Annotated in this window: 21 protein-coding genes and 1 pseudogene; 12 read left to right on the top strand and 10 right to left on the bottom strand. The window is 57.7% G+C overall.

Annotated elements, in window-relative coordinates; all coding sequences use genetic code 11:
* Positions 1–213: 213 nt before the first annotated feature.
* On the top strand, positions 214–1,119 hold the full coding sequence (locus ACR3EG_RS14000) for a Hint domain-containing protein (RefSeq protein WP_480496941.1): 906 nt from the start codon (positions 214–216) through the stop codon (positions 1,117–1,119).
* Between the two features lie 5 nt (positions 1,120–1,124).
* Here ACR3EG_RS14000 and ACR3EG_RS13995 read toward each other — a convergent pair whose 3' ends face one another.
* Positions 1,125–1,751 carry a J domain-containing protein gene (locus ACR3EG_RS13995; protein ID WP_170352576.1) on the bottom strand — a complete coding sequence of 209 codons (627 nt, stop codon included), beginning with the start codon at positions 1,749–1,751 and terminating at the stop codon, positions 1,125–1,127.
* Between the two features lie 108 nt (positions 1,752–1,859).
* Between ACR3EG_RS13995 and ACR3EG_RS13990 the strand changes: the two genes are divergently transcribed.
* Positions 1,860–2,114, top strand: coding sequence for a BolA family protein (locus ACR3EG_RS13990; RefSeq protein WP_480496942.1), 255 nt, complete (start codon positions 1,860–1,862; stop codon positions 2,112–2,114).
* A 67-nt stretch (positions 2,115–2,181) separates the two neighbouring features.
* On the opposite strand, the gene ACR3EG_RS13985 is transcribed toward ACR3EG_RS13990, so the two are convergent.
* The 6 genes from ACR3EG_RS13985 to pepN all read right to left on the bottom strand — a co-directional run bounded on the left by ACR3EG_RS13985 (position 2,182) and on the right by pepN (position 9,729).
* Complete coding sequence (locus tag ACR3EG_RS13985; RefSeq protein WP_480496943.1) at positions 2,182–3,207, bottom strand: hypothetical protein; 1,026 nt, start codon at positions 3,205–3,207, stop codon at positions 2,182–2,184.
* Positions 3,207–3,626, bottom strand: a complete 420-nt coding sequence (locus ACR3EG_RS13980; RefSeq protein ID WP_480496944.1) for a DUF4177 domain-containing protein — start codon at positions 3,624–3,626, stop codon at positions 3,207–3,209. Before ACR3EG_RS13980 ends, ACR3EG_RS13985 begins: the two co-directional genes overlap by 1 nt.
* A 158-nt stretch (positions 3,627–3,784) precedes the next feature.
* Positions 3,785–5,296 (bottom strand): Asp-tRNA(Asn)/Glu-tRNA(Gln) amidotransferase subunit GatB, encoded by a 1,512-nt coding sequence (gatB, locus tag ACR3EG_RS13975; protein WP_480496945.1) that lies wholly within the window; start codon positions 5,294–5,296, stop codon positions 3,785–3,787.
* A 72-nt stretch (positions 5,297–5,368) separates the two neighbouring features.
* Entirely contained in the window at positions 5,369–6,619 is a 1,251-nt protein-coding gene (locus ACR3EG_RS13970) for a hypothetical protein (RefSeq protein ID WP_480496946.1), read from the bottom strand.
* A 132-nt stretch (positions 6,620–6,751) separates the two neighbouring features.
* Positions 6,752–7,180, bottom strand: a complete 429-nt coding sequence (locus ACR3EG_RS13965; protein WP_480496947.1) for a hypothetical protein — start codon at positions 7,178–7,180, stop codon at positions 6,752–6,754.
* Complete coding sequence (pepN, locus tag ACR3EG_RS13960) at positions 7,177–9,729, bottom strand: aminopeptidase N (protein ID WP_480496948.1); 2,553 nt, start codon at positions 9,727–9,729, stop codon at positions 7,177–7,179. The genes ACR3EG_RS13965 and pepN overlap by 4 nt, the downstream gene beginning before the upstream one ends.
* Positions 9,730–9,934: 205 nt before the next feature.
* Here pepN and ACR3EG_RS13955 point away from each other — a divergent pair, with 205 nt between their 5' ends.
* From ACR3EG_RS13955 to ACR3EG_RS13945, 3 genes are all read left to right on the top strand, one after another.
* Positions 9,935–12,070 carry a malate synthase G gene (locus tag ACR3EG_RS13955; protein WP_480496949.1) on the top strand — a complete coding sequence of 712 codons (2,136 nt, stop codon included), beginning with the start codon at positions 9,935–9,937 and terminating at the stop codon, positions 12,068–12,070.
* A gap of 81 nt (positions 12,071–12,151) precedes the next feature.
* Entirely contained in the window at positions 12,152–12,577 is a 426-nt protein-coding gene (locus tag ACR3EG_RS13950) for a GlcG/HbpS family heme-binding protein (RefSeq protein WP_480496950.1), read from the top strand.
* Positions 12,578–12,775: 198 nt separating this feature from the next.
* Positions 12,776–13,555 (top strand): gamma-glutamyl-gamma-aminobutyrate hydrolase family protein, encoded by a 780-nt coding sequence (locus tag ACR3EG_RS13945; RefSeq protein ID WP_170352585.1) that lies wholly within the window; start codon positions 12,776–12,778, stop codon positions 13,553–13,555.
* 48 nt (positions 13,556–13,603) lie between these two features.
* Here the strand turns inward: ACR3EG_RS13945 and ACR3EG_RS13940 are convergent, their stop codons facing one another.
* Together ACR3EG_RS13940 and ACR3EG_RS13935 are read right to left on the bottom strand one after the other, a co-directional pair.
* Positions 13,604–15,844: a xanthine dehydrogenase family protein molybdopterin-binding subunit gene (locus ACR3EG_RS13940; protein WP_480496951.1), complete on the bottom strand. Its 2,241-nt coding sequence runs from the start codon at positions 15,842–15,844 to the stop codon at positions 13,604–13,606.
* A gap of 3 nt (positions 15,845–15,847) precedes the next feature.
* Positions 15,848–16,312, bottom strand: coding sequence for a (2Fe-2S)-binding protein (locus tag ACR3EG_RS13935; protein WP_170352587.1), 465 nt, complete (start codon positions 16,310–16,312; stop codon positions 15,848–15,850).
* 88 nt (positions 16,313–16,400) lie between these two features.
* On the opposite strand from ACR3EG_RS13935, the gene ACR3EG_RS13930 reads away from it, so the two are divergent.
* Entirely contained in the window at positions 16,401–16,994 is a 594-nt protein-coding gene (locus ACR3EG_RS13930; protein ID WP_480496952.1) for a TetR/AcrR family transcriptional regulator, read from the top strand.
* Here ACR3EG_RS13930 and kynU read toward each other — a convergent pair.
* Positions 16,987–18,180: a kynureninase gene (gene kynU, locus ACR3EG_RS13925; protein WP_480496953.1), complete on the bottom strand. Its 1,194-nt coding sequence runs from the start codon at positions 18,178–18,180 to the stop codon at positions 16,987–16,989. The two genes, ACR3EG_RS13930 and kynU, sit on opposite strands and share 8 nt — an antisense overlap.
* A 171-nt stretch (positions 18,181–18,351) precedes the next feature.
* Here kynU and ACR3EG_RS13920 point away from each other — a divergent pair, with 171 nt between their 5' ends.
* The 6 genes and pseudogenes from ACR3EG_RS13920 to ACR3EG_RS13895 all read left to right on the top strand — a co-directional run bounded on the left by ACR3EG_RS13920 (position 18,352) and on the right by ACR3EG_RS13895 (position 25,007).
* Positions 18,352–18,801: a methyltransferase family protein gene (locus tag ACR3EG_RS13920; protein WP_480496954.1), complete on the top strand. Its 450-nt coding sequence runs from the start codon at positions 18,352–18,354 to the stop codon at positions 18,799–18,801.
* 130 nt (positions 18,802–18,931) lie between these two features.
* Positions 18,932–20,502 (top strand): annotated as a pseudogene (locus ACR3EG_RS13915) (Re/Si-specific NAD(P)(+) transhydrogenase subunit alpha).
* A 13-nt stretch (positions 20,503–20,515) separates the two neighbouring features.
* Positions 20,516–21,967 carry an NAD(P)(+) transhydrogenase (Re/Si-specific) subunit beta gene (locus ACR3EG_RS13910; RefSeq protein WP_170352592.1) on the top strand — a complete coding sequence of 484 codons (1,452 nt, stop codon included), beginning with the start codon at positions 20,516–20,518 and terminating at the stop codon, positions 21,965–21,967.
* An 83-nt stretch (positions 21,968–22,050) separates the two neighbouring features.
* A complete protein-coding gene (locus ACR3EG_RS13905; RefSeq protein WP_480496564.1) occupies positions 22,051–22,407 on the top strand; it encodes a VOC family protein in 357 nt (118 codons plus the stop codon).
* A gap of 107 nt (positions 22,408–22,514) precedes the next feature.
* Positions 22,515–23,792, top strand: a complete 1,278-nt coding sequence (locus ACR3EG_RS13900) for a DUF3422 family protein (protein ID WP_480496562.1) — start codon at positions 22,515–22,517, stop codon at positions 23,790–23,792.
* A gap of 66 nt (positions 23,793–23,858) precedes the next feature.
* The gene (locus ACR3EG_RS13895) at positions 23,859–25,007 is read left to right on the top strand and encodes an MFS transporter (RefSeq protein ID WP_480496560.1); all 1,149 of its coding nucleotides are present in this window, start codon (positions 23,859–23,861) and stop codon (positions 25,005–25,007) included.
* The last annotated feature ends 11 nt before the right edge of the window (positions 25,008–25,018 follow it).

Raw genomic sequence — 25,018 nt, 5'->3', positions numbered from 1 at the left:
GAGGGGGATGTTTCTTTGAAACTGGCCTTATTGATATGAAACGAAGTCTCACTCAGTCTTTTTCTGCCCAGAGCTCAATCTTCAAGTTGCTAAAATATGACTGTAAATCTTGGGTCAATGCTCACATTGCAATAGAATTATGTGATGGTTTAATATCACTAAAAGCCTGCACATAACGAGTTCCCAGTTCAACGTTTCCCGTTTGAGGTTCAAATGGCACTGACAATTCTAGGCCCAACTTCGCTTTCGATTCCCAGTGGGTCGACCTCTGTCGCTCAGCAATACATAGCAACTAAAGCCGGAGCTTCATGGAGTGTTGTCGTTTCGGGGACCGGCGGATTAGACCCGTCCGACTACACGGTTTCGATTTCATCAAGCGGACTTTTGACCGTCGAGTTAACTCCGGGAGCCGATATTCCGCCAAACACTCAACTTACTCTCGAAATATTTGCCTCCACGGGGCCCGGTAACGGCAATAACGATTCCCTTATCGTGACGGTCTCGCTTCCAGAGGGGACAGTGCCTTGTTTCGTTAAGGGTACTTTGATCGAAACCGAAACGGGCCGCTGCCTCGTTGAAGAACTGTCCGTTGGGGACAAGGTGCGCGTTTCTAGCGGCGATTTGCTACCCATTGAATGGATCGGTGAAAAGACAATAAGCGTCGAAGAATTGAATCGGGCCCCTCGATTGCGTCCTGTTTGCATTAAAAAAGGAGCGATTGGGAAAGGCTTACCTGATCAAGATTTGTATGTGTCGCCGCAACACAGAATTGTTCTGGAAGGATGGCGTGCAGAATTCTTGTTTGGTGAGCCCAAGGTTTTCGTCGCAGCTATTCATTTGGTGAACGACAAAACCATTCGCCAGGTGAACGCATCTGAATCCGTAACCTATTTCCACATTGCATGTCATCGGCACGCGATACTGATGTCGAATGGTTTGCCGACCGAAAGTTTATTTCTGGGAGATATGGCGCTGCAGTCTTTTGGCCGTGAAGACGTGGAAGAGCTCTGTATGATTTTCCCCGAAATACGTAACTCCGCAACCGCGAAGGAACAAACGCGGCTGCGTTGCCTCAAGCGACCAGAAGCAGCGGCTCTACGCAATATGTTCGTGTATTAATTCAGTTATTTAAAGTTCCGGCTGTCCTTGATTTGATCCCAGGCCCAGACGACCTCCTGCAACTGCTCTTCCTGGCTGCGGTCACCGCCATTCATGTCAGGGTGCAGCACCTTGATCAGTTTTTTGTAGGCTTTGCGCACTTCAGCTTTGGTCCAGCTGTCATTGGCTTCCAGAATTTCAATCGCACGGCGCTCGGTGGGGGGCAGGCGGCGGCCGCCGCTGCCTGCGGTGCGGCCTTTGTTTTGCGTGCTGTTTGCACCCAGAACCTGATGTGGGTCTTCAATACCAAGACGAGCCCAGGCGCGAGCTTCGGGGTCACCCATCGGTTTTGTTTCGCGTTCCCAGACCTTGTCTTTGGATCGCTGCGCGTTCAGCTCGGCCTCGGTCGTGCCGTCGAAGAAATTCCATTTCTGGTTATATTCGCGCACATGCTGCTGACAGAACCAAAAGAAATCATCCAGCACATCCGGCGCTTTGGGCGCGCGGAACTTACCCGGCTCGTCACAGCCTTCATGGTCACAGATTCGGACCGAGGTCTCGGATGCGCCCGACATCCCCCGACGCCCGCGCGGGTTCTTTTTCTTGGCGCTAGAGACGGACATATCGAATCCAAAGGGGTCTGATTTCGTCATTCTGTGATCCTTAAGAACGCATCTTCTCGACTCGGAGGCAGCAGTTTAGTCTAAGCAGCCGAAAGTAGAAGAGGGGAGGCGGTAAAATTTTTGCCGCTGAGCGTAAAAATGACTGTGACCGACGAAATCCGGACTGCCTTGCAATCCGCCTTTGACCCGCATGAGCTGGAAGTAGTGGATGACAGCGAAAGCCACCGGGGCCATGCGGGCTTTCAGGAAGGCGGCGAGAGCCATTTCAACGTCCGCATCCGTGCGGCTGCATTCAAGGGCCAATCCCGCGTCGCCCGCCACCGCGCCGTTCACAAGGCGCTGGTGGACATCGTCCCGCGAATCCACGCGCTGGCGCTGGATATAGGTGTATAGTGATTTGGCTTCGACCGCGCGGGGCGCTTGGAATTCGAGATTGGGTATCCGGCTGAATTCGACTTCGTCAATTCACAGTTACCATGCAAACATCGTGTTTCAACTTCCGCTCTTCAGAGAGATAAACTCTTCGGACCAAAGACATCTTTCCCGGTCTTGAAGCGATTACTTCGAACTCTTCCACGTCAGTTAAGCCAATTTTTAATGGCGTGGTTATTTCAATCGGCGGCAAGTTCTGCGTAAATCCGCCTGAAGAAAAGTTGATGTTGTTTCTGTATTTTGACAGCTCTAATCGTGCTTTGCTACCTTGGCCCAAGGTAAGATTTTTACCCTCAATATCTTTGCAAACTTCAATGAGCTCTGTCTGGTAATCTTGTGTGGTCGAGGTAGTTTTAAACACCTCCACATTGCATATTCCCCCTATTCCTCCAAACTTTGATTGATCTTCTGGGTGCCACACATAGTTCGCCCAGCCCGGGGATTGTCCGCGCAATTGAATCAGTTCAGTGGTAACTGGAGCGACGGCCAATACAGTCTTGGGAACGCCACTGATTTCGACAAGGTCGTAGGGGGGCTCAAATATCTGAACGTGCCCCGGCGTCAGCGTCTCGACACCTGCAATCTGTTTTAGATCGCATTCGCCAACTTGCGAAGCTATAGGGTCATAAATAGTTGGGTCGAATTGGTTGGCTTTGACCATGCAAATGTGCACAATCGAGCCATCATCCTGTTTGAACACGAGTTCGGTCTCTGTGCCCGACTTGTTAACAGTTTGGCCGGGTCCCCCTGCCGAATAAACCCCCCGATAAATGCCCGCATAGACGAGCGCACCGTTCCCATGCCGGATGGTTGGGTAAACCGTTAGGTCACCTCCTCCAGTTTCGATTGAGGAATAAGGGACCGGAGGAGTCACCAAGCCAAAGAAGCCAGCAATAACTGTCCCCTCAGCATCAATATTTGTCACGCAGTTAGGAGGGGTGTTCGCGTCCGCATCAGCGTGCAGCTGACCGGTGAACATCAAAGTGAAACAAACGCAAAGTGTTGAAATAAAAGAATGTGAAATCAAAAATGTCCGATTGGCAATGCTGTTCATTATTTCTCCGGTGGTGCGTCGTCCGAACTGGGAACTGTTTCCAAGCCCTTCAATGACAGCGGCGGCTCTTGCACCTCTTCCGCAATCGGGGCAGGGGCTACGACCATTTCGGGGCCCGGAACAGGCTGGGCCAAGGGTACGCCTTCCGGCGTTTCTGTCGGGCCGCGTGTGCTGACAAAAGTCACATCGATTTCGCGCCGGAACACCAGCACGTTGCGCCAGTTCACGGTCGAACTGGTGAAGCCCGCGCGTTCTTCACTGGGCAGCAATTCCGCACGTTGATATTCCCAGCCGTCCTGTCCCATTTGGTTTAGTACCTGTTCGATCGAGGTCGCAAACCGGTCTTCGGCGGTTTTTGCGCCCTTTGATTTGCCGCTTTTCTGCGGGGCGGGGACGACTTTGTATTCGTAGCGCGGCATTAGATCTTCCTACCTGTTCGTTCCCGGCAATCTAGCATGTTGAGGCCATTGGGAAAGTCTCCTTCGCGCCGTGCCCGGCGTGTGTTGCCCGGACACAGCGCAAAAGAATAGCGGCAGAGGGGATGCCCTCTGCCGCCTTTGCATCAAATTCAGTTGGTTCAGTCGCCTAGTTTCTTGGCAACCAGCTCGTTCACGGCCTTGGGGTTGGCTTTGCCGCCGGTGGCTTTCATCACCTGACCAACGAACCAGCCCGCCAGTTTCGGGTTCACCTTGGCTTTTTCCACCTGCGCGGGGTTGGCGGCGATGATCTCGTCCAAGGCGGCTTCGATCGCGCCGGTATCGGTGACCTGTTTCATACCGCGCTCTTCGACGATCTGCGCCGGGTCACCGCCTTCGGTATAGACGATCTCGAACAGATCCTTGGCGATCTTGCCTGAGATGGCGTCTGAGGAAATCAGGTCGATGATCCCACCCAACTGCGCGGGCGACACCGGGCTGTCGGTGATGTCATGGTCTTCTTTCTTCAACCGGCCGAACAGCTCGTTGATCACCCAGTTCGCAGCAAGCTTGCCGTTGCGGCCTTTTGCGACCTCTTCGAAATAAGCGGCGCTTTCCACTTCGGCGGTCAGGACCGATGCGTCATAGTCGGTAAGGCTAAACGCCTCAATGAACCGCGCTTTTTTGGCGTCAGGCAGCTCGGGCAGGTTGGCGGCAATGTCATCGACCCACGCTTGTTCAATCTCCAAAGGCAGCAGGTCGGGGTCGGGGAAATAGCGGTAATCATGCGCCTCTTCCTTGGACCGCATCGAGCGGGTTTCGCCCTTGTCGGGATCGTACAGGCGGGTTTCCTGATCGACGGTGCCACCACCTTCGACGATGGCGATCTGACGACGGGCTTCGACCTCAATCGCTTGCTGGATAAAGCGCATCGAGTTCATGTTCTTGATCTCGCAGCGCGTGCCCAGATGCGAGAAATCCTGCGTTTCCTGGTATTTCTCATACGCGCCCGGCAAACAGATCGACACGTTCACGTCCGCCCGCAGGTTGCCGTTTTGCATGTTGCCGTCGCAGGTACCCAAGTAACGCATGATCTGGCGCAGCTTGGCGATATAAGCGGCGGCCTCTTCGGGACCACGGATGTCGGGGCGAGAAACGATCTCCATCAGGCAGACGCCGGTGCGGTTCAGGTCGACAAAGGACATATGCGGGTCCATGTCGTGGATCGACTTGCCCGCGTCCTGCTCCATATGGATGCGTTCAATGCGGACCATGCGCGCGGTGCCGTCGCCCATCTCGACCAGCACTTCGCCTTCGCCCACGATGGGGTGGTACAGCTGGGAAATCTGGTAGCCCTGCGGCAGGTCAGGATAGAAATAGTTCTTGCGGTCAAAAGCCGATTTCAGGTTGATATCCGCCTTCAGCCCCAGCCCGGTGCGCACCGCCTGTTCAACGCAATATTCATTGATGACCGGCAGCATGCCCGGCATCGCCGCGTCCACGAAGGCCACGTTCGAGTTCGGCTCGGCCCCGAACTGGGTCGATGCGCCGGAAAACAGCTTGGCGTTGGATGAGACCTGAGCGTGCACCTCCATCCCGATCACCAGTTCCCAATCGTGCTTGGCACCAGCAATGGTTTTGATTTTGGGCATTTCGTATGTCAGGTCGAGCATGGCGCGCCTCTAATTTCCGCAGAAGTCTAGGCTTGCGTATTAGGCCCGGCGCGCCAAAGGGGCAAGGGGGAATCAGTGGCTGGACAGGTGTAAGCCCGTTGAGGTGAAAGTCACATCCATACCGTTGCGCAATTCTTCGCTGAACAAGTTGCCGATTGCCCGCAAAGCGTCGCGATGACCGCGTGCCGCAAACCGTTCGGTCGAGTTGACGCGCGCCGCGTTGTTGAATCCGTTGGCCGCATGTGCCCAGATCAGCGGGTGCAATTCGGTCAGGTGATCGCGGATCAACCAGTTTGCGGCTTCGTGGATCTGAGCGCGAACAGCGTCCGCCTCTTCATTCCGGCCAATGCCACGCTTGATCGTGATCGCGCAGTATGCCGCCAGCATATTTACCATTTCTTGATCGGGGCGGTTGCTCAGAATGTCATGAAGACCCTGCAGAAAGTATTCGACATCCAGACGCGCACAGGCTTCGTCATCCAGCACGATCGCGTCGAACTGCGCCCAAGTGTAACCACCTGCGCCCCAGATATCATGAGTTCTGGCGGCGTTGCGCAGGGCTTGGACCTCAAGCTCTTCATAGCTGCCGAACCAGCGCGGCAGCAGATGCGTGCCCATAGCTCGCATATGGCGTTGGTTATGGGGATCCAGCGTAATCAGGCGTTCGTATTTGTCGGCCACACGGACATGCGTCTTGCGCTGTCCGGCCAGCAGAGCACAATCGGCCGCTGCAACTAAAGGGCTGTCCGGCGCGGCCTCGCGGCATTTCGGAAGGATCGCGGCGGCGCGGTCAAAATGAGCTGCGCAACGCGACTGATGCAAAGAGGACAGCTTGTCCTCCGTGGTCGTCCCACGCCATGCCCATGCGATGTCGATATGGGCCAAAGCAACGACAAGAGCGATCATCGCATCGTCCGCGTTGTCGCGCATTTCGTCTTCTAACTCCGAAATACCACCCAACAGGTCGTAATCGCGCACCTCTTGTAGATCCGACAAAGCGTGCTCGACCGCCAACACCACGTCTGAACGGGCACCAAAGGCCAACAGATCTGCAACGGGCATACCGTCAGGCGCGCTTTCGCGAGCGTCGTCGGCTGCTTTCATTTTCTGGGACAATTCGGACCACATCCCCTGACGGGCCAAATAGCGGCCACGCTCAATCGCATCGTGGCCTGCTATGTCCTCGGAGCGAGCGTCAACAACGGGAATATTCACTTGGCCACGTTGCGGAAACACCGCAGACACATCTGGCGCCAGACACAACTCCGGGTGGATTTGGGGGACAGATGCGCTGGGCGCGTTGGATTTGAAGAACCGCAACATGGTAAAACTCGGTAACTGTAAAAACTGGTAACGTTGGACTTAATCTTTCTTCTGATTTTGCTCAAATTCAAGATTCAGGGGTAGTTTGGCGCTAAATTCGTGAACAATCCGGGTGGGGTATCCGGATTGCCCCTAGAACACAGTAAAATGATGCCGTTCAACCCGCAGCCCGGTGGCCTGCAGGACCTGCTCAAACACGCGGTGCGGAGGGGTTGATTCATCAGGCAGGCGAATCTTTTTCTCGGAATTCAGGACCAGCGATACACGCACTGAGAAATCCCAGCGCGTGTCCATTCGAACGTGGTCAATATCGGCAAGATTGACCTCGGCCTTGCGCGGTCCGGTGAACCAGCTCATCGTATCCTGCCCCACTGACAATCCGGCTTTGGTACCCTGCACAAAGTCCCAAACAGCGGGCAGAGTCGTCAGGGCTAGCGGAGCGATCAGCCACCATACCGCGTCAAACCACACGACCAGAGCGATCAACCCGCCGTAGATGCAGAGCAGGATCGCCAAAACGCGCGGCGTCCTGTTCTGACGTGTGAACGTATAAGGCGTCATGCGCCCAGAATGCGCGAGACCATCTCGGTCGTGTCCCGCGACAGGTCGGGCGTTTCTGCGATGCGGGTCAACTGCGCGCGGATCAGGGCCTGACGGTCGGAGTCATAGCGTTTCCATGTCTGGAAGGCCGAACACATCCGTGCCGTGGTTTGCGGGTTCACCGGGTCCAGTTTGATCAACCAGTCCGCTAGCAGGGCATAGCCCGCGCCATCAGCCCGGTGGAACCCGGCATGGTTCATCGCAAGCGCACCCATAACCGCGCGGAAGCGGTTGGGGTTTTTCCAGTTAAAGTCCGGATGCTCGGTGAGTTTTCGCGCCACATCCGCCGTCGCATCCGGGGAGGCCATCGAGACCTGCAGGCCGAACCATTTATCCATCACCAACCGGTCGTGTTGCCATTGGTCATAGAATGCGGCCAGTTCAGCCTGTCCCTTACCTGCGCGCAGAAGGCAGGACAGGGCGGTCAGTTGCAGGGTCATGTTGTCGGCCGTCTTGTATTCCTCGGTAGCCTTGGCACCTCCGTCCAGTCGCGAGGTCAGTGCAAGGGCGGCCCCGCCCAAAGCGCGCTTGCCCGATTGATCGGCATCCGGGCTGTACGGAGCATCAATCACGGTCTCGCTGTGCAGACGTGGCAACAGGTCTTGCACGTGTTGAGCGGTGACTTGCCGCAGTGTCTCGACTGCGGTCCAGATCGCCATCGGATCGGGCGTTAAGCCTTTCTCGTGCAAGGCGGCAACCAGTTCAGATTGTGTCGGCAGGCCTAACACCAAAGCGCGGTAGGCCGGGTCCAGATCACCATCGCGCAGCACAGCAAGAAGGCCATCCAGATAGTCGGCATCAGGGGCTGCGTCGGACTGAATCATGTTCAACAAAGTGTCTTCGGCCAGCGAGCGCCCGGCTTGCCAGCGGTTGAACGCGTCCGTGTCATGGGCCAGCAAAAAGGCGCGTTCGGCGCTGCTTTGATCCTGTTCCAGAATAACCGGGGCCGAGAAATCCCTCAGCACTGAGGCTGTTGGTTTGGCCGCAAGCCCTGTGAAGGTGAAACTTTGGCTGGCTTCGGTCAGTTCCAGCACCTCAGTCACGCGGACTTCATCACCGTTGGGGCCCAAAAGGCCAACGGCCACCGGGATCACCTGCGGCAGCTTTTCGTCCTGACCCGGCGTGGCCTCGGTGCGCTGCGACAGGGTCAGGGTGTAGGTGCCGTCTGCCCATTCTTCGGCCATCGTCACGCGCGGAGTGCCGGATTGGCTGTACCAGCGTTTGAACTGGCTCAGATCGCGACCGGTCGTATCCTCGAATACCTTGATCCAGTCTTCGATCGTGCAGGCTTGCCCGTCATGGCGGTCAAAATACAAATCCAGCGCCTTGGTATAAGCTTGATCACCCACCAGCCGTTTCAGCATTCCAATAATTTCTGCACCTTTTTCGTAGACTGTGGCGGTGTAGAAATTGTTGATCTCTTGAAAGCTTTCGGGGCGAACCGGGTGAGATAACGGCCCGTTATCCTCGGGGAATTGCCGTGCGCGCAGGTCGATGGCGTCGTGGATGCGTTTCACCGGGGCCGAGCGCATATCGGACGTGAACTGCGCATCGCGGAAGACAGTCAGCCCCTCTTTCAGGCACAGTTGAAACCAGTCGCGGCAGGTGATGCGGTTGCCAGTCCAGTTGTGGAAATACTCATGCGCAATGATCGCCTCGATCCGTTCAAAGTTCATATCGGTCGAGGTCTCGGGGCTGGCCAGCACGGCCGAGGAGTTGAAGATATTCAGCCCCTTGTTCTCCATCGCGCCCATGTTGAAGTCATCGACAGCCACGATGTTGAACACGTCTAGATCGTATTCACGGCCATAGACGTCCTCATCCCATTTCATCGACTTTTTCAACGCCTCCATGCCAAAGGCGCATTTGCCCTCGTCACCGGGGCGGACCCAGAGGTTCAAATCGACATCGCGCCCGGACATGGTGGTGAACTGGCCGGGATGGGCGATCAATTCGCCCGCGACCAGAGCGAACAGGTAGGCAGGCTTGGGCCACGGGTCGGTCCATTCGGCCCAGCCTTCGCCTTTGCCGCTTGGGTTGCCGTTGGACAGCAGGACCGGCAGATCGCCATTGATGCGCACGGTGAAGGTGGACATCACATCAGGGCGATCGGGGTAGTAGGTGATCTTGCGGAATCCTTCCGCCTCGCACTGGGTGCAATACATGCCGTTGGACATATAGAGCCCCTCAAGCGCGGTGTTGTTGCCGGGGTCAATCTCGACCTCGGCCTCCCATATGAAGGGCGCGTCGGGGGCGGGGGCGGTCAGGCCCTTGTCGGTCACCTCGGGCGTGATCTGCACCCCGTCAATGGAGGCGCGGATCAGGGTCAGCTCTTCGCCATGCAAGAAGAATGTGCGGTCCGTGGCATCGGGGTTGGGGCGGAAAGCAATGCGCGATGTTACGCGGGTGGCGTGCGCTGCCAGATCGAAGGTTAGATGCACGCTGTCCACAAGATAGCCAAAGGGCGTGTAATCTTTCAGATAGATCGTCGTAGGGGCAGCGTCGCGCATCGGGGCCTCGCATCGGTTGGAGTTTTAGGCGACGTTATGGTCTGTGGCAATGGGCTGCAAGCGGTGTCGGAGCTCAACCAAAAGCTGGTCACGCAATTTTGGTAAGTTTTTTTTACCGAAATTGTTGCGGCACGTTGCCTATCGGAAACTTTCACTCTAAATGCTGGCTGCACACAGTGGTGCACAAAAAGGCGGGAGGAACACTATGACCAGCAGACAGACACGCAGCGGGCTTCAAGTTGATACGGTTCTGGCCGAGTTCATCGAAGACAAGGCTTTGCCTGGCACCGGTGTTACTGCCGATGCGTTCTGGGATGGTCTGTCGCGGATGGTGTCCGAGCTGGGCCCAAAAAACCGCGACTTTCTTGCCAAGCGTGAAAAGATTCAGAGCCAGCTGGACGCATGGCATCAGGACCGCAAAGGTCAGGACCACGACGCCAGCGCCTATCAGGCATTCCTGCGCGAGATCGGCTATCTGGTCGAAGAGGGTGACGATTTCCAGATCGAAACTGCCAATGTCGATCCCGAGATCGCCTCGACACCCGGCCCGCAGCTAGTTGTGCCGATCACCAATGCCCGTTTTGCACTGAACGCCGCCAACGCACGTTGGGGCAGCTTGTACGATGCGCTGTATGGCACGGACGCGATGGGCGATCTGCCTGCCGCCGGAGGATATGACGAGGCGCGTGGTGCCCGTGTGATTGCATGGGCCAAAGGTTTTCTGGACGATGCTGTACCGCTGGCTGCAGGCTCGTGGGCCGATGTGTCCGAACTGCGGGTCGAAGGCGGTGCGCTGGTACCTGCGCTTGCCGACGCTGCGGCATTTGTTGGCTTTGGCGGTGAGGCTGAGAAGCCTGATTTCGTACTGCTGAAGAATAAAGAGCTGCATGTGAAAATCGTTGTCGATGCCTCTAGCAACATCGGCGCGACCGACCCGGCTGGGATTGCTGATGTTCATCTGGAATCGGCGCTGTCCACGATCATGGACTGCGAGGACTCGGTGGCCTGTGTGGATGGCGAAGATAAGGTTGTGGCCTATAGCAACTGGCTGGGTCTGATGAAAGGCGATCTGGCCGAAGAAGTGACCAAAGGCGGTTCCACCTTCACCCGGAAACTGGCCGATGATCTGACCTATACCACCGCAGGCGGCGAGCGAGGCGTGCTGAAAGGCCGCTCGCTGATGCTGATCCGCAATGTGGGCCACCTGATGACCAACCCCGCCGTTCTGGATGGTGAAGGCAATGAGATTGGCGAGGGCCTGATGGATGCGCTCTGCACCACGCTGATCGCGATGCATGATCTGCAGCGTGAGGGCGGGAACTCGGTCAAGGGTTCGGTCTATGTGGTCAAGCCCAAGATGCACGGGCCTGCTGAAGTCGCGTTCGCGGTCGAGATTTTTGATATGGTCGAGGACATCCTTGGTCTGCCGCGCAACACCGTCAAGCTGGGTATTATGGATGAAGAGCGCCGCACCTCGTCCAACCTGAAAGAGTGCATCCGTGCCGCGAAATCGCGCGTGGCCTTTATCAACACCGGTTTCCTTGATCGGACCGGGGATGAGATTCATACCTCGATCGAAGCAGGTCCGATGCTGCCCAAGGGGGACATGAAAGTGAAGCCTTGGATTACATCGTATGAGGATCGCAATGTCGATATCGGTCTGGCCTGTGGTCTGAAGGGCAGGGCGCAGATCGGCAAAGGCATGTGGGCGATGCCCGACCGGATGGGCGATATGCTGGATCAGAAGATCGGCCACCCGAAATCTGGCGCGACTTGCGCGTGGGTGCCGTCGCCGACCGCTGCGACCCTGCACGCCACGCATTATCACAAAGTTGACGTTTTGGCCCGTCAGGACGAACTGGCCGCAAGTGGCGCGCGCGGAACGCTGGACGACCTGCTGACCGTGCCGCTGCTGGGTGGCCGCAACCTGAGCGAGGACGAGATCACCCGCGAAATCGAGAACAATGCGCAGGGCATTCTGGGTTATGTCGTGCGCTGGATTGATCAGGGTGTGGGCTGTTCGAAAGTGCCGGATTTGAACGATATTGGCCTGATGGAAGACCGCGCAACCTGCCGGATTTCGTCGCAGGCGCTGGCCAACTGGCTGCTCCATGACGTGGTGAGCGAAGAACAGGTGATGGCGGCGATGCAGAAGATGGCCGCCGTGGTAGACCGCCAGAACGAAGGCGACCCAAGTTATCGCCCGATGGCCCCCGGCTTTGATGGTGTGGCGTTCCAAGCGGCCTGCGATCTGGTGTTCAAAGGCCGCGTTCAGCCTTCGGGTTACACCGAGCCGGTTCTGCACGCGCGCCGCTTGGAGCTGAAGGCTAGCCTGGGGTGAATGAATGGGGTTGTAGCGAGGGGGCTGTCTGCCCCTTCCCGCTCCCCCGAGGATATTTTAGCCAGATGAAAGGGATCAGGCATGGCTGTTACATTGCGTAAGGCGCGCACGATTGTGCGCAAGGCCTTGGAAAAAGGCCGCGAGCTGGAGCTGAAACCTCTGTCAGTTGTTGTTCTGGACGCCGGTGGTCATGTGATCGCCTTTGAGCGCGAAGACGGTGCCGCGCCTGGTCGCTTTGCGATTGCGCAGGGCAAAGCCTATGGGTCGGTCATGCTGGGCATGGCAGGCACCGCGCAGATGGCGCGGGCCGAAGCGCAGGCTTACTTCATGGCCGCTGTGAACGGTGTATATGGCGGGCAGGTTGTGCCTGTGCCGGGCGGCGTATTGTTGCGCGACAAGAAAGGGGCTGTGATCGGGGCTGTTGGCGTGACCGGCGACACCTCGGACAATGACGCGATCGCGGCGATGGCGGGGATCGAAGCTGCCAGCTTGATCGGCGAGATTTGATGAACCTGTCGAAGGGCCCTTGGGCCCTTTGACTTTCGGTGTTCGTGGAATGCCTCACAAATGGTCATTTGACTGTTGCTTGTTCCCCTTGTGCATAAGTGAACAAGTGCCTGCGCTGCCACACAGGGGCTGTGCTATTGCGCGCTGCTGTGACGGCGGCTAGCTTTCCCGAAACGCAAAAACAACCGGGAAAGAAGAATGCCTCGACCTATTGTGGGTATTATCGGCAACTCATACTTGTTGGATGATCAATACCCGACCCATGCCGGTGGGACCATGAATTCGGACGCGGTTGCGAACGTGTCAGGCTGTTTGCCGATGCTAATTCCGGCTGATCCCCGCTATGTTTCAGTGGAAGAATTGCTGGACGTTTGTGACGGCTTTTTGCTGACCGGCGCGCGCCCGAATGTGCACCCCGAGGAATATGGTGAGTGCGCAACCGATGCGCATGGCGATTTTGATCGGGCGCGGGATGCGATCGCACTGCCGTTGGTGCGGGCCTGTGTCGAAAGGGGCCAGCCGTTCTTTGGCATTTGCCGCGGGTTTCAAGAGGTCAACGTGGCGATGGGGGGAACACTTTATCCCGAAATTCGCGATCTTCCGGGGCGGATGAACCATCGCATGCCACCGGATGGGACGTTGGAAGAAAAGTTTGCGCTGCGCCATATCGTGACACTGTCCGAAGGCGGCGTATTTCACCGTTTGATGGATGCGACCGAAGTCATGACGAATACTCTGCACGGGCAGGGGATCAAGACGGTCGGGCATCGGGTTGTGGTGGATGGCCACGCGCCGGATGGAACGCCAGAAGCGATCTATATAAAGGACGCCCCGGGTTTTACGCTTTCGGTGCAATGGCACCCGGAATGGGATGCCGAGAACGACCCGGTCTCGCGCCCGCTGTTCAAAGCATTCGGAGAAGCTGTTCATGCATGGTCTGCTGGCTCTAAGGCCGCGACCCTGCAGCAATCGGCATAGAAGGCGTGCGCCGGTCCGGGAGAGAAGAACCAGACCGGCGCATCGCGATCAAACCAGCAAATCGAACTGATTGATCAGTGGCAGGGTGCGTGCGCGCTCGCCCGTGAGGTCGAACAACGCGTTTCCAAGTGCAGGCATTGACGGAGGTGTGCCAGGCTCACCCACGCCTCCCAGGCGCGGGTTGGTTTCGAGGATGCGCACCTCGGTCACCGGAGCGTTGTGCATGCGCAGCGCGTCATAGTCGGGGAAGTTGAATTGCTCTACTTCTCCGTCCGCAAACGTGATTTCACCCATAACGGCGGCCGACAAGCCGTACATCATGCCACCAAACATCTGCGCCTCGACCGTGCCCGGATCCAAAGCGATGCCCACGTCGCAGGCGATCCACGCTTTAGCGATGCGAATTGTGCCGTCCTCGTCGACCACTTCGATGACCTGAGCAACCGGTGTGCCAAAGCTGTAGGTCATGGCGACGCCCCGTCCGACACCGTCTGGGGTTTCTCCGGTCCAGCCGGACATCTCTTTCACGGCTTGCAGAACACCTGCAGCTGGGGCGAATTCGGCATTGGCCAGCTCCAGCCGGAACTCCAGCGGGTCACGACCTGCGGCATGGGCCATTTCGTCCATGAAAGTTTCGTGGAAGAACCCGTTATGGCTGTTGCCGACCGAGCGCCAAAAGCCTACTGGCACGGCCAGATCGGCGATGTGGCCGCTGATGCGGTAGTTCGGTACTGCGTAGGGCTGGTTGAACAACCCCTCGACAAGAACCTTGTCGGGGCCGCCGCCCGGCAGGCCAGTATAGCGTTCAACTGCTTGCTGCGTGCTGGATTGCGACGCCACCTTACCGTCGATCAGAACGGCAGTGCCATCCTTGACCGCTCCGCGCATCCGGGCGATTGCACCGGGGCGGTAGTAATCGTGACGCATATCCTCTTCCCGGCTCCAGGTCGTCTGAACCGGAACACTGGGTACCGCCATCGCAACTTTGGTGGCGATTTCTGCAAAGTCCAGTTCACCACGGCGACCGAAACCGCCCCCTAGATAGGTGGTATGAATATCGACCGCCTCGGTATCCAGATTGGCCGTATTCGCGGCGCGGATCTGGATTAATGTCGGTGCCTGGTTGCCACACCACAGGTCCAGCTTGGTGCCAGTGAACAGGGCCGTGGCGTTCATCGGCTCCATTGTGGCGTGGGCCAGGTACGGCACTTTGTATTCTGCCGAGATTTCTGTCGCGCCGTCGGGCAAAACGTCCACGTCGCCATCATCGCGCATGGTCGAGTTTGGCGCGTCGTCAAACGCTTCGGCAATCTTGGCAAACAAGCCGTCGGTTTCGGGGGGGTAGGGGGCGTCACCCCAGTCGATGTCGATGGCTTCGACCGCCTGTATGGCAAGCCAGGTGTTGCTTGCGACCACCGCGACACCGTTGCCCAGATTGACGATCTTTTCGACGCCGGGCATGGATTCGGCTAAACTGGAGTCATATCCCTTCATTGCGCCGCCCAGCCTCGGGTTCATTCGAACGGAAGCGAACTTCAAACCCTCGGGTCGCACGTCGATGCCGAACTCAGCTGTGCCGGTGGATTTTCCTACCACGTCGACGCGGGGAAGGTTCTGACCCAATAGGCGCCAGGTCGATGGGTCGCGCAATGCAACGTTGGGCGGTTCGATCTGACCGGCGGCTTCGGCGAGCTCGGGATAAGAAATGCGCGTGCCATCCGGCGCGATCACTGCGCCGCGTTCGGTTTTCAATTGTGCCCGGTCCACGCCCAGCCGATCAGCGGCGACCTGCTTGAGCGTCTCACGCGCGGTGGCACCGGCTTCACGCATCCGCTCGAACCCGTCTTTCATAGAGGTCGAGCCACCCGTGACTTGAAGGCTCAGCGGTTTGCCAAGCACGCCAAGGGCCTCGCCCAGGTTGTGCTGGAACTCGGTGGCGTCATAACCCTTATTTGGCAGCCCCTCGGCCATCAATGCCGAGTTGTAATAGGCAGCAGCTGCAGGACCGTGCAAAACGCGGATGTCGTCGATCTCAACATCAAGCTCTTCGGCAATGAGTGCGGCCCACGTGGTCATAACGCCCTGTCCCATCTCAGCACGCGGAGCAAACAGGGTTACTCCCTGCTGGTCGATCAGGACAAAGGGGCTAAGGGCGGTCTCTCCTTTGCCGGGTCGCAGCGGGTTCGCGGCCGGACGCGTGACGTAATAAGCGCCAAAGGCGACACCGCCGACAACGGCGGCCGAGCCGATAAGGAATGTACGACGGAGGATTTTTCCAACAGATGCCATGGTTTATGCCTCCTTCAGTTTGGAGGCCGCGTCATGGATTGCAGCCCGGATGCGCGGGTAAGTGCCGCAACGGCACAGGTTTCCTTGCATTGCGTCATCAATATCGGCGTCCGTGGGCGTTGGATTTTCGGCCAGCAGCGCCGCGGCCTGCATGATTTGACCTGACTGACAATAGCCGCATTGCGCAACCTGATGATCGACCCATGCCTGCTGGATCTTGGCCATAGCGGTTGGTGTGCCAAGCCCTTCGATCGTGGTGATGTCGCCCCACACATCTGACAACGCAACTTGGCAGGACCGAACAGCCTCGCCGTCAATGTGAACGGTACAAGCGCCGCACGCTGCAACGCCGCATCCGAACTTTGTGCCGGTTAGTCCAAGCTCATCTCGCAGGACCCACAAAAGAGGCACGTCTTCAGGCAGGTCGACCTGATGTGACGTTCCGTTGATCTTCAGATTGGTCGCCATTGCGCTTCCTCTTGCCTTGTAGCTGTCGTTACTTTCTGACATAGTTAGTTGAATATGTCAGATGGTCAACTGACAAAATGGGTAAAAAATGTCAAAAGCTACACTGGAAAATTATGTTTTGGATGATAAGTGCCTGACTATATTGGATTCGGCGCTTCAAGCCTTCTCGGCTTATGGGTTCAAAAAAACGTCAATGGATGACATCGCCAAAGGCGCGGGTATGTCCCGACCTGCCCTGTACCTGCATTTTCAAAACAAAGAGGCCATCCTGCGCCAACTGACACATTTGCACTACGAGCGTAAAACGGCCGCCGTTGCCGAAGCGCTGAATATGGAGGGATCAGTTTCACAAATCATCGGAAATGCGATCCATGTGCAAACGGATGGCATGGCCGAGATCATGTCCTCGCCGCACGGGCTAGAGCTGCTGGATGCCAGCGTGTCCACTGCCGCCGATATCGTGACACAGGGTGAGGCGCAGTTGATGGCGCTTTATGCTGACTGGCTGCGGCGTGAGGCAGAAAAGGGGCGGGTACGTTTGTTCGATGGGCCACGGGAAACGGCCAAGATGATCGCCTCAGCGCTGCGCGGGATAAAAACCTCGGCCAGCGATTATCAGGAATTCATCCGCTCAAACTCTAATCTTGCCACGGTTATAGGAACGGGAATCGAGGTTACGTAACCCGCTGGCGCGTTTTGTACTCTGGCGTATCCCATAGTCGGTTCGTCATTATGTCGGCCAGAATTGTGACAGCGTTCTCAACGTCCTGCGCGTCTATATAGAGCGGGGTGAATCCGAACCTCATGATGTCAGGGGCCCGGAAATCTCCGATCACACCGCGTGCGATCAAGGCCTGCATGGCGGCATAGCCTTCGGCAAACCGGAAGGAAACCTGACTGCCACGTTGGGCCGGATCACGCGGGCTTGCCAAGGTCAGGTCGGGGCACGTGGCCTCGACCCGAGTGATGAACAGCTCGGTCAATTCAATAGATTTCGCGCGCACATCCGCCATATCGGCCATGTCCCAGATATCCATCGCCGCTGACAGCGCCGTCATTTGGATGATCGGAGGAGTGCCGACGCGCATCCGCTCGATCCCGTTACCGGGGCGGTAGTCCAGATCAAATGCGAACGGGGCTTCGTGCCCCAGCCAGCCTGACAGGGCCGGGCGCACGCGATCCGTCAAACGGGGCGCGACATATATGAACGCGGGCGCGCCGGGGCCGCCATTGAGATATTTATAAGTGCAGCCCACCGCGAAATCCGCGTTGCAACCGGACAGGTTCACCGGAATTGCGCCGGCGGAATGGGCCAGATCCCAGACCGTCACGGTACCCTTTGCATGGGCCAGTTCGGTCAGTGACTTCATGTCGTGCATCCGGCCGGTGCGGTAATCGACCTCGGTCAGCATCAAAACCGCTACGTCCTCGGTGATGTGTGCGGCGATATCTTCGGGGGAGACAACGCGCAACTCATAATCCGACCCAAGCGAGCGCAAAAGGCCGTCGACCATATATAGATCCGAGGGAAAGTTGCCGCTGTCTGACAACACTACCCTGCGATCCGGGCACAGCTCCAGCGCCGAGGCGACGGCCTGATACACCTTGATCGACAGCGTGTCGCCAGTCACGACACTGCCCGGTTCCGCTCCGATCAGCCGCCCGATGCGATCGCCCAGACCTGTGGGCAACCCCATCCAGCCGGCCTTGTTCCAGCCAGTGATCAGCATCTGACCCCACTCATCCTCTATCATGCGGGCCACGGTTTTCCCGGCGGCTTGGGGCAGGGGGCCCAGAGAATTCCCGTCCAGATAGATCACTCCGTCGGGTAGCTCGAAAAGGGCTTTGGTCGCGGCAAAATCGGTCATCGCAGGGAGTGGCCTTGTGTTAAGAATGCGTCTTTTTCAATGGCGTAACCGATCCTGAATTCTCTGTCCATTGATGCGACATCCCGCGCTTTTGCGAATCCGGCCTTAAAACGGTACGAGGACTCGCAGAAGCGACGTGCCTTTGCATGTCGTCCGCTGCGGAGGCTGCCAATGCGCTGGGTCGATATACCACCTGTCTGGCTAGTCGGGTTTGCATGTGTCGCCTGGCTTCAGGCGCGCCATTTCCCGATGGGGTTGTCTCTGGACAGCGGCCTGACCGATTTGCTGAGCGGCATTTTAATCGGTGGCGGCATCTTGCTGGCGGTTCTGGCCGTGGCCGAGTTTCGTCGTTTCAAGACAACAGTCATTCCGCACGAAACGCCCTCGTCTTTGGTGCAGTCGGGCATCTATTCACGCAGCCGAAATCCGATCTATCTGGGCGACGTGTTGATTCTGGCCGGTCTGGTTCTGCGCTTCGATGCAGTGCTGTCGCTGGCCCTGATTCCGATCTTCGTCTGGTTGCTAGAGCGGCGCTTTATCCTGCCGGAAGAAGATCGAATGCGGCGGAGTTTCCGCACTGATTTCGCCCGTTACGAACGTAAAACCCGCAGGTGGATTTAGAGTGGCCAAGGCAGTGACACCGCGTCACGGATGCTGCGCTTGCGAAATAATGTTGCGTCAGCTACACAGCGTGCTTATCAAACATATCCGACGAACCGCTCGGACCGAGTGAAACTTAGGGGGACTGCCAGTGAAGCTAGGCACACCAAAGGAAATACTGGACGGTGAGAACCGGGTCGCGATGACGCCCGAGTCCGCTTTGCAGTTGCAGAAACTTGGCTATGACTGCGCCATTGAGAAGGGGGCTGGTCTTGCGGCAGGTTTTTCGGATGCTGCCTATGAAGCTGCAGGGGTTGAGGTTATCAAGACCGCTGCTGCGCTGTGGAAAGACTGCGATATTGTCGCCAAGGTGCGTCAGCCCACCGAGACCGAGTTGAAGCGTCTGACCAAGGGCAAGACGCTGATCTCGTTCTTCAACCCTGCGGGCAATGAAGACGGGATGGAGCTGGCCAATTCCAAAGGCGCGAACGTGATCGCGATGGAGATGGTGCCGCGTATTTCCCGCGCGCAGAAGATGGACGCGCTGTCGTCGATGGCCAATATCGCGGGCTACCGTGCCGTGATCGAGGCGGGCAACAACTTTGGCCGTTTCTTCACCGGTCAGGTGACGGCGGCGGGTAAAGTACCCCCTGCGAAAGTTCTGATCGTGGGGGCCGGTGTGGCCGGTCTGGCCGCGATCGGGACGTCCACGTCGCTGGGCGCGATCACCTATGCGTTCGACGTGCGCCCCGAAGTGGCCGAACAGGTCGAGTCGATGGGTGCCGAGTTCGTCTATCTGGACTTTGAAGAGCAGCAGCAGGATGGCGCGGCCACTGGCGGGTATGCGTCGGTTCAGTCCGAAGAATTCCGCAACGCGCAGTTGGCCAAGTTCCGTGAACTTGCCCCGAGATGGACATCGTGATCACCACCGCGCTGATCCCGAACCGCGAGGCGCCTGAGCTTTGGACCAAGGATATGGTCGAGGCGATGAAGCCGGGCTCGGTCATCGTGGACCTAGCGGCGGAAAAAGGCGGCAACTGTAAGCTGACCGTCGCGGATGAGAAGATTGTGACCGACAATGGCGTGACCATCATCGGCTATACCGACTTCCCCAGCCGGATGGCGGCGCAATCGTCGTCTCTGTACGCGACCAACATCCGTCACATGATGACTGACCTGACGCCCGAGAAGGACGGTCAGATCAACCACGACATGGAAGATGACGTGATCCGCGGCTCGACCGTGACCTTTGAGGGTGAGATCACCTTCCCGCCGCCGCCGCCGAAAGTGCAGGCCATCGCGGCGCAGAAGAAGCCCGAGGTCAAGGAACTGACCCCGGAAGAGAAAAAGGCGCAGGAAATCGCTGCGTTCAAGGCGCAGACCAAGCAGCAGTTCACCCTGCTGGGTGTGGGCGGCGCGCTGATGCTGCTGGTGGGTCTGGTCGCTCCGGCCAGCTTCATGCAGCACTTCATCGTGTTCGTGCTGGCCGTGTTTGTGGGCTTCCAGGTGATCTGGGGCGTGGCGCACAGCTTGCACACCCCGCTGATGGCGATCACCAACGCGATCTCGTCGATCATCATTGTTGGGGCGCTTATGCAGATCGGGTCGGGCTCGTTCCTGGTGATCCTGCTGGCGGCGCTGTCGGTCTTTATGGCTGGGATCAACATCTTCGGCGGCTTTCTTGTCACCCGGCGCATGCTCGCCATGTTCCAGAAATCTTAAGGAGGCCGGGTAGATGATTGGCTTCACCACTGCCGCTTATGTTGTTGCGGCTGTCCTATTTATCCTGTCTCTGGGCGGGTTGTCGAACCAGGAAAGCGCCAAGCGCGCCGTCTGGTACGGTATTGTCGGTATGGCGCTGGCGGTCTTTGCCACGCTTGTGGGCCCCGGTTCCGGCCTGTGGCTGCTGTCGCTGCTGTTGATTGCAGGTGGCGGTCTGATTGGCTCTTACGTCGCCAAGCGCGTGCAGATGACCGAGATGCCGCAGCTTGTGGCCGCGATGCACAGCCTCGTGGGTCTGGCGGCTGTGTTTGTGGGCTTCAACGCGCATTTTGAGATCGGCAACGTCGCGCAGGTCATGGCGATTGCGGATGCGGCGAACCAGGCGGACCTGTCGGATCTGGGCGCCTTTGCCAAGCTGATCGCCAAGAAGACGGCGGCCGAGCTGACGATCCTGCATGTGGAACTGTTCCTGGGCATCTTCATCGGTGCGATCACCTTTACCGGTTCGGTCGTGGCCTATGGCAAGCTGGCGGGTAAGGTGACCTCGGCGGCGACCAAGCTGCCCGGCGGTCACGCGCTGAACGCGGCGGCGGCGGGTCTCTCGCTGATCTGCCTGATCTGGTACACTGCGTCGGGTGGTCTGTTCCCGCTGATCCTGATGACACTGGCGGCGCTGTTCATCGGCTATCACCTGATCATGGGTATCGGTGGCGCAGACATGCCGGTGGTTGTGTCGATGCTGAACTCGTACTCGGGTTGGGCTGCGGCGGCCATTGGCTTCAGCCTCGGCAACGACCTGCTGATCGTGGTGGGTGCGCTGGTGGGCTCGTCGGGTGCGATCCTGTCCTACATCATGTGTAAGGCGATGAACCGGCACTTTGTCAGCGTGATCCTGGGCGGCTTTGGCGGCACCTCGGGCCCGCAGATGGAAGTCGAGGGCGAGCAGGTTGCCATTGACGCCGATGGCGTTGCCGCAGCTCTGAACGACGCGGACAGCGTGATCATCATTCCGGGCTACGGAATGGCGGTTGCACAGGCACAGCAGTCTGTCTCTGAACTGGTCCGAAAGCTGCGCGCCAAGGGCAAAGAGGTGCGCTTCGCGATCCACCCCGTTGCCGGTCGTCTGCCGGGTCACATGAACGTGCTGCTGGCCGAGGCCAAGGTGCCTTATGACATCGTGCTGGAGATGGACGAGATCAACGATGACTTCCCGGAAACGGATGTGGCCATCGTGATCGGGTCAAACGACATCGTGAACCCTGCGGCGCAGGAAGATCCCAACAGCCCCATCGCCGGGATGCCGGTTCTGGAATGCTGGAAGGCCAAGCAGGTGTTTGTGTCCAAGCGCGGTCAGGGTACCGGCTATTCGGGCATCGAAAACCCGCTGTTCTTCAAGGAAAACACCCGCATGTTCTATGGCGACGCCAAGCAGTCGCTGGACAAGCTCCTGCCCATGATCGACTGATCCAAGGCACATAAAACTCAAAAAGGCGCCCAAACGGGCGCCTTTCCGCGTTTCGCGGTAGGTTGAACAGCAGGAGGTATCCCATGGAGACTGTAAACGGAATTGGCGGTGTGTTTTTTCGTGCCCATAACCCCAAAGCTCTGGCCGAATGGTACGAAAAGCACCTTGGCGTAAACCAGCTTAACCCTCTGCCGTGGAAACAGCGTGAAGGCTATACTGTCTTTGCGCCATTCGCGCAGGAAACGGAGTATTTTGGCAGGCTTGAGCAACAGTGGATGATTAACTTTAGGGTCGATGATCTGGCTGCAATGACGGCTCAGTTGGAGGATGCGGGAATCGCTGTTGAGACCAACCCGGAATGGAACAGTGAGGTGGGGCTTTTTGCCCGGATCCACGATCCTGAAGGCAATCCCATCGAGCTGTGGCAACCAAATCAATGAGATAGGTCCAGTGTATACCATTGCATTCACGTAAGTATATGAAATAAAAAGATAATTGATGTTGGAAAATTGTGTCGTATAGTGCGTCGGATGAGACGGAGCCCTAAATGACACCGATTGACGACCATCCACTGCGATACGCATTGGCCAATGAGCTGCACGCCCGACCATTTCCTGTGGCGAACAGTCCGTGCACGGTCGCGTTTCTGGCGATCAAGAAATCGGAAGTCGCTGTTGGGCGGGATCGCCAAGAGGATATGGCGCATCTTGTGAATTTGCTGGACCGCCACGGTGCACAGCACCCGCAGCCTGCTGCCACGCATTTTGCCGGGCAGATCGGCCGTCATTGGCTGAAGTGGGAGCAGCACACGGAATTTGTCACCTATACTGCGATCACGCAGAATGTCAGTGACCGCCCGTTTAACCCCGCTGATTTTGAAGTATTCCCACAGGACTGGCTGGCCGCCAGCCCCGGTCAGCGCGTGACTTCGGCGATGATCCGTGTGATTGACCGTGCGGATGATGGTGCGGTGAAATCTGCTTTGGCGGATTGGTTCGAGCCCGAGAGCCTTGCGGTATCTCGTATGCTGGACAATACCGCCATTTGCGCCAGCGATTTTCGCATCGACCCAGCCGGACATATGAGATTCGCGTTGTTTATCTCGAAAGGTACAGGTCAACGCAGGATAGGGCGCATCATTCAGCGTATGTGTGAGATCGAGACCTACAAGGCAATGTCGATGTTGGGATTTGCCCGGGTCAAGGAATTGACGCCCCGCATTGGCGAGCTGGACGGGAAGCTGACAACGTTGATGCGGCAAATGACAGACAACTCGGCCCATCCGGATGAGTTGTTGCCCGATCTGCTGCACACCTCGACCCAGCTTGAAACTCTTTCGGCGCAATGTTCGTTTCGGTTTGGTGCGACTGGGGCATATGAAGCCATTGTAAACCAACGGATCGAGGTTTTGCGCGAGGAACGGTTCGAAGGCCGCCAGAGCTTTGCCGATTTCATGATGCGTCGCTACGATCCCGCAATGCGTACTGTGAAGTCCACGGAACGTCGTCTGCAAGCTCTGTCCGATCGGGCCATTCGTGCAGGAGAGTTGTTGCGAACCCGTGTGGATGTCGAACGAAGCGCGCAGAACCAAGCGTTGCTTGAAAGCATGGACCGACGCGCCGATCTCGCCCTTCGGTTACAACACACGGTCGAGGGCTTGTCGGTTGTTGCCATCAGTTATTACGCCGTGTCTCTGGCCAGCTATCTTTTGTACCCATTGACCAAGGCCGGGATCAGCAAGGGGATGCTGACAGCTGCAGTGACCGTTCCTGTTGTTCTGGCAGTCTGGGTGGCTGTGCGAAGGATCCGCAAGCGGTTGGAATAGTCGCCGATTGCCAATCCGTCCCACGCCTGTAGTACTGGCGGGGTTGAACTGCGGAAAGGGGATTGCGTGATTGGCATCGTAACCGCTTGGCGGGCCGTTGCCGCCATGTTCATTCTGAACGGTGCTTTGTTTGGCATCTGGGCCTCTCGTATTCCTGCCGTGCGGGACCGGCTGGACCTCACGCACGAGGCATTGGGGCTTGGCTTGTTATTCATGGCTGCGGGGGCGGTGTGTTCCTTTCCCGTAACAGGCCGACTAACCGACAGGTTCGGTGCGGTGGCCATCACGAGGGTGATTGCCGTTTTGTATACGCTGTCGCTGATCCTGTTGGCCTTTGCGAATGGGTTCTGGTCACTGGCGGCATTTCTGTTTGTCTTCGGCGCGTTTCACGGGTCGATGGATGTCGCCATGAACGCCTGGGCCGCCGAGGTCGAGCAAGCTTACGACAAACCTGTGATGTCTTCGTTTCACGCGATGTGGAGTCTGGGCGCAGGCCTTGGTGCGCTCAGCGGCTACGGAGCGGTTCAACTTGAGTTGACGGTTATGCAGCACTTTCTATTGGCGGGGGGTGTTGTTGTGGGGTTGGCTTTGGCGTTGTCCATGGTGCGTTGGACGTCACGTCGTACTGAAAGCTCAAGTGGTAAGGTCTTTGCGCTGCCATCCGGGGCATTGGTTCTGGTCGGCTTTACGGCGTTGTGTGGCGCATTGGGCGAAGGAGCAGTGGCGGATTGGAGCGCGATATTCCTACGGGATGTGACAGGCGCTACCGAAAGTGTTGCAGCCTTGGGATACGCCGTGTTCTCGGTGACGATGGTCGCCTTTCGTCTGGCCGGAGGGGTCGTCATTTCACGTTTTGGTCCAGCCGCTACAGCTCGATTTGGCGGGATATGCGCGGCACTAGGGGTGCTAGGAGTTGTGACCGCCTCAGAGGCTGCAATAGCGCTGTCTGGATTCGCCTTGATGGGGATTGGATATGCGGTGATCATGCCACTGGCTTTCAGTCGGGCAGCCAACGACCCTGATGTGCCGCCCGGGCAAGCCATCGCAAGTGTGGCAACGCTGGGCTATGGCGGGCTGCTCATTGGCCCTCCGCTTATTGGGTTTTTGGCAGAGATGCTTACATTGCGTCTGGCGTTTACTGCTCTGCTACCGCTGGCGGTGCTGATCGTCTTGTTGTCAGGGGCCTTGCGTCCCGCCAGCACAAAAAATAACTGAACCGGGAGAAA

It is taken from the genome of Ruegeria sp. AM7, assembly GCF_056535965.1.
The sequence above is the reverse complement of the archived record's forward strand: the minus strand, read 5'-3'. Positions and strand labels throughout refer to the sequence as shown.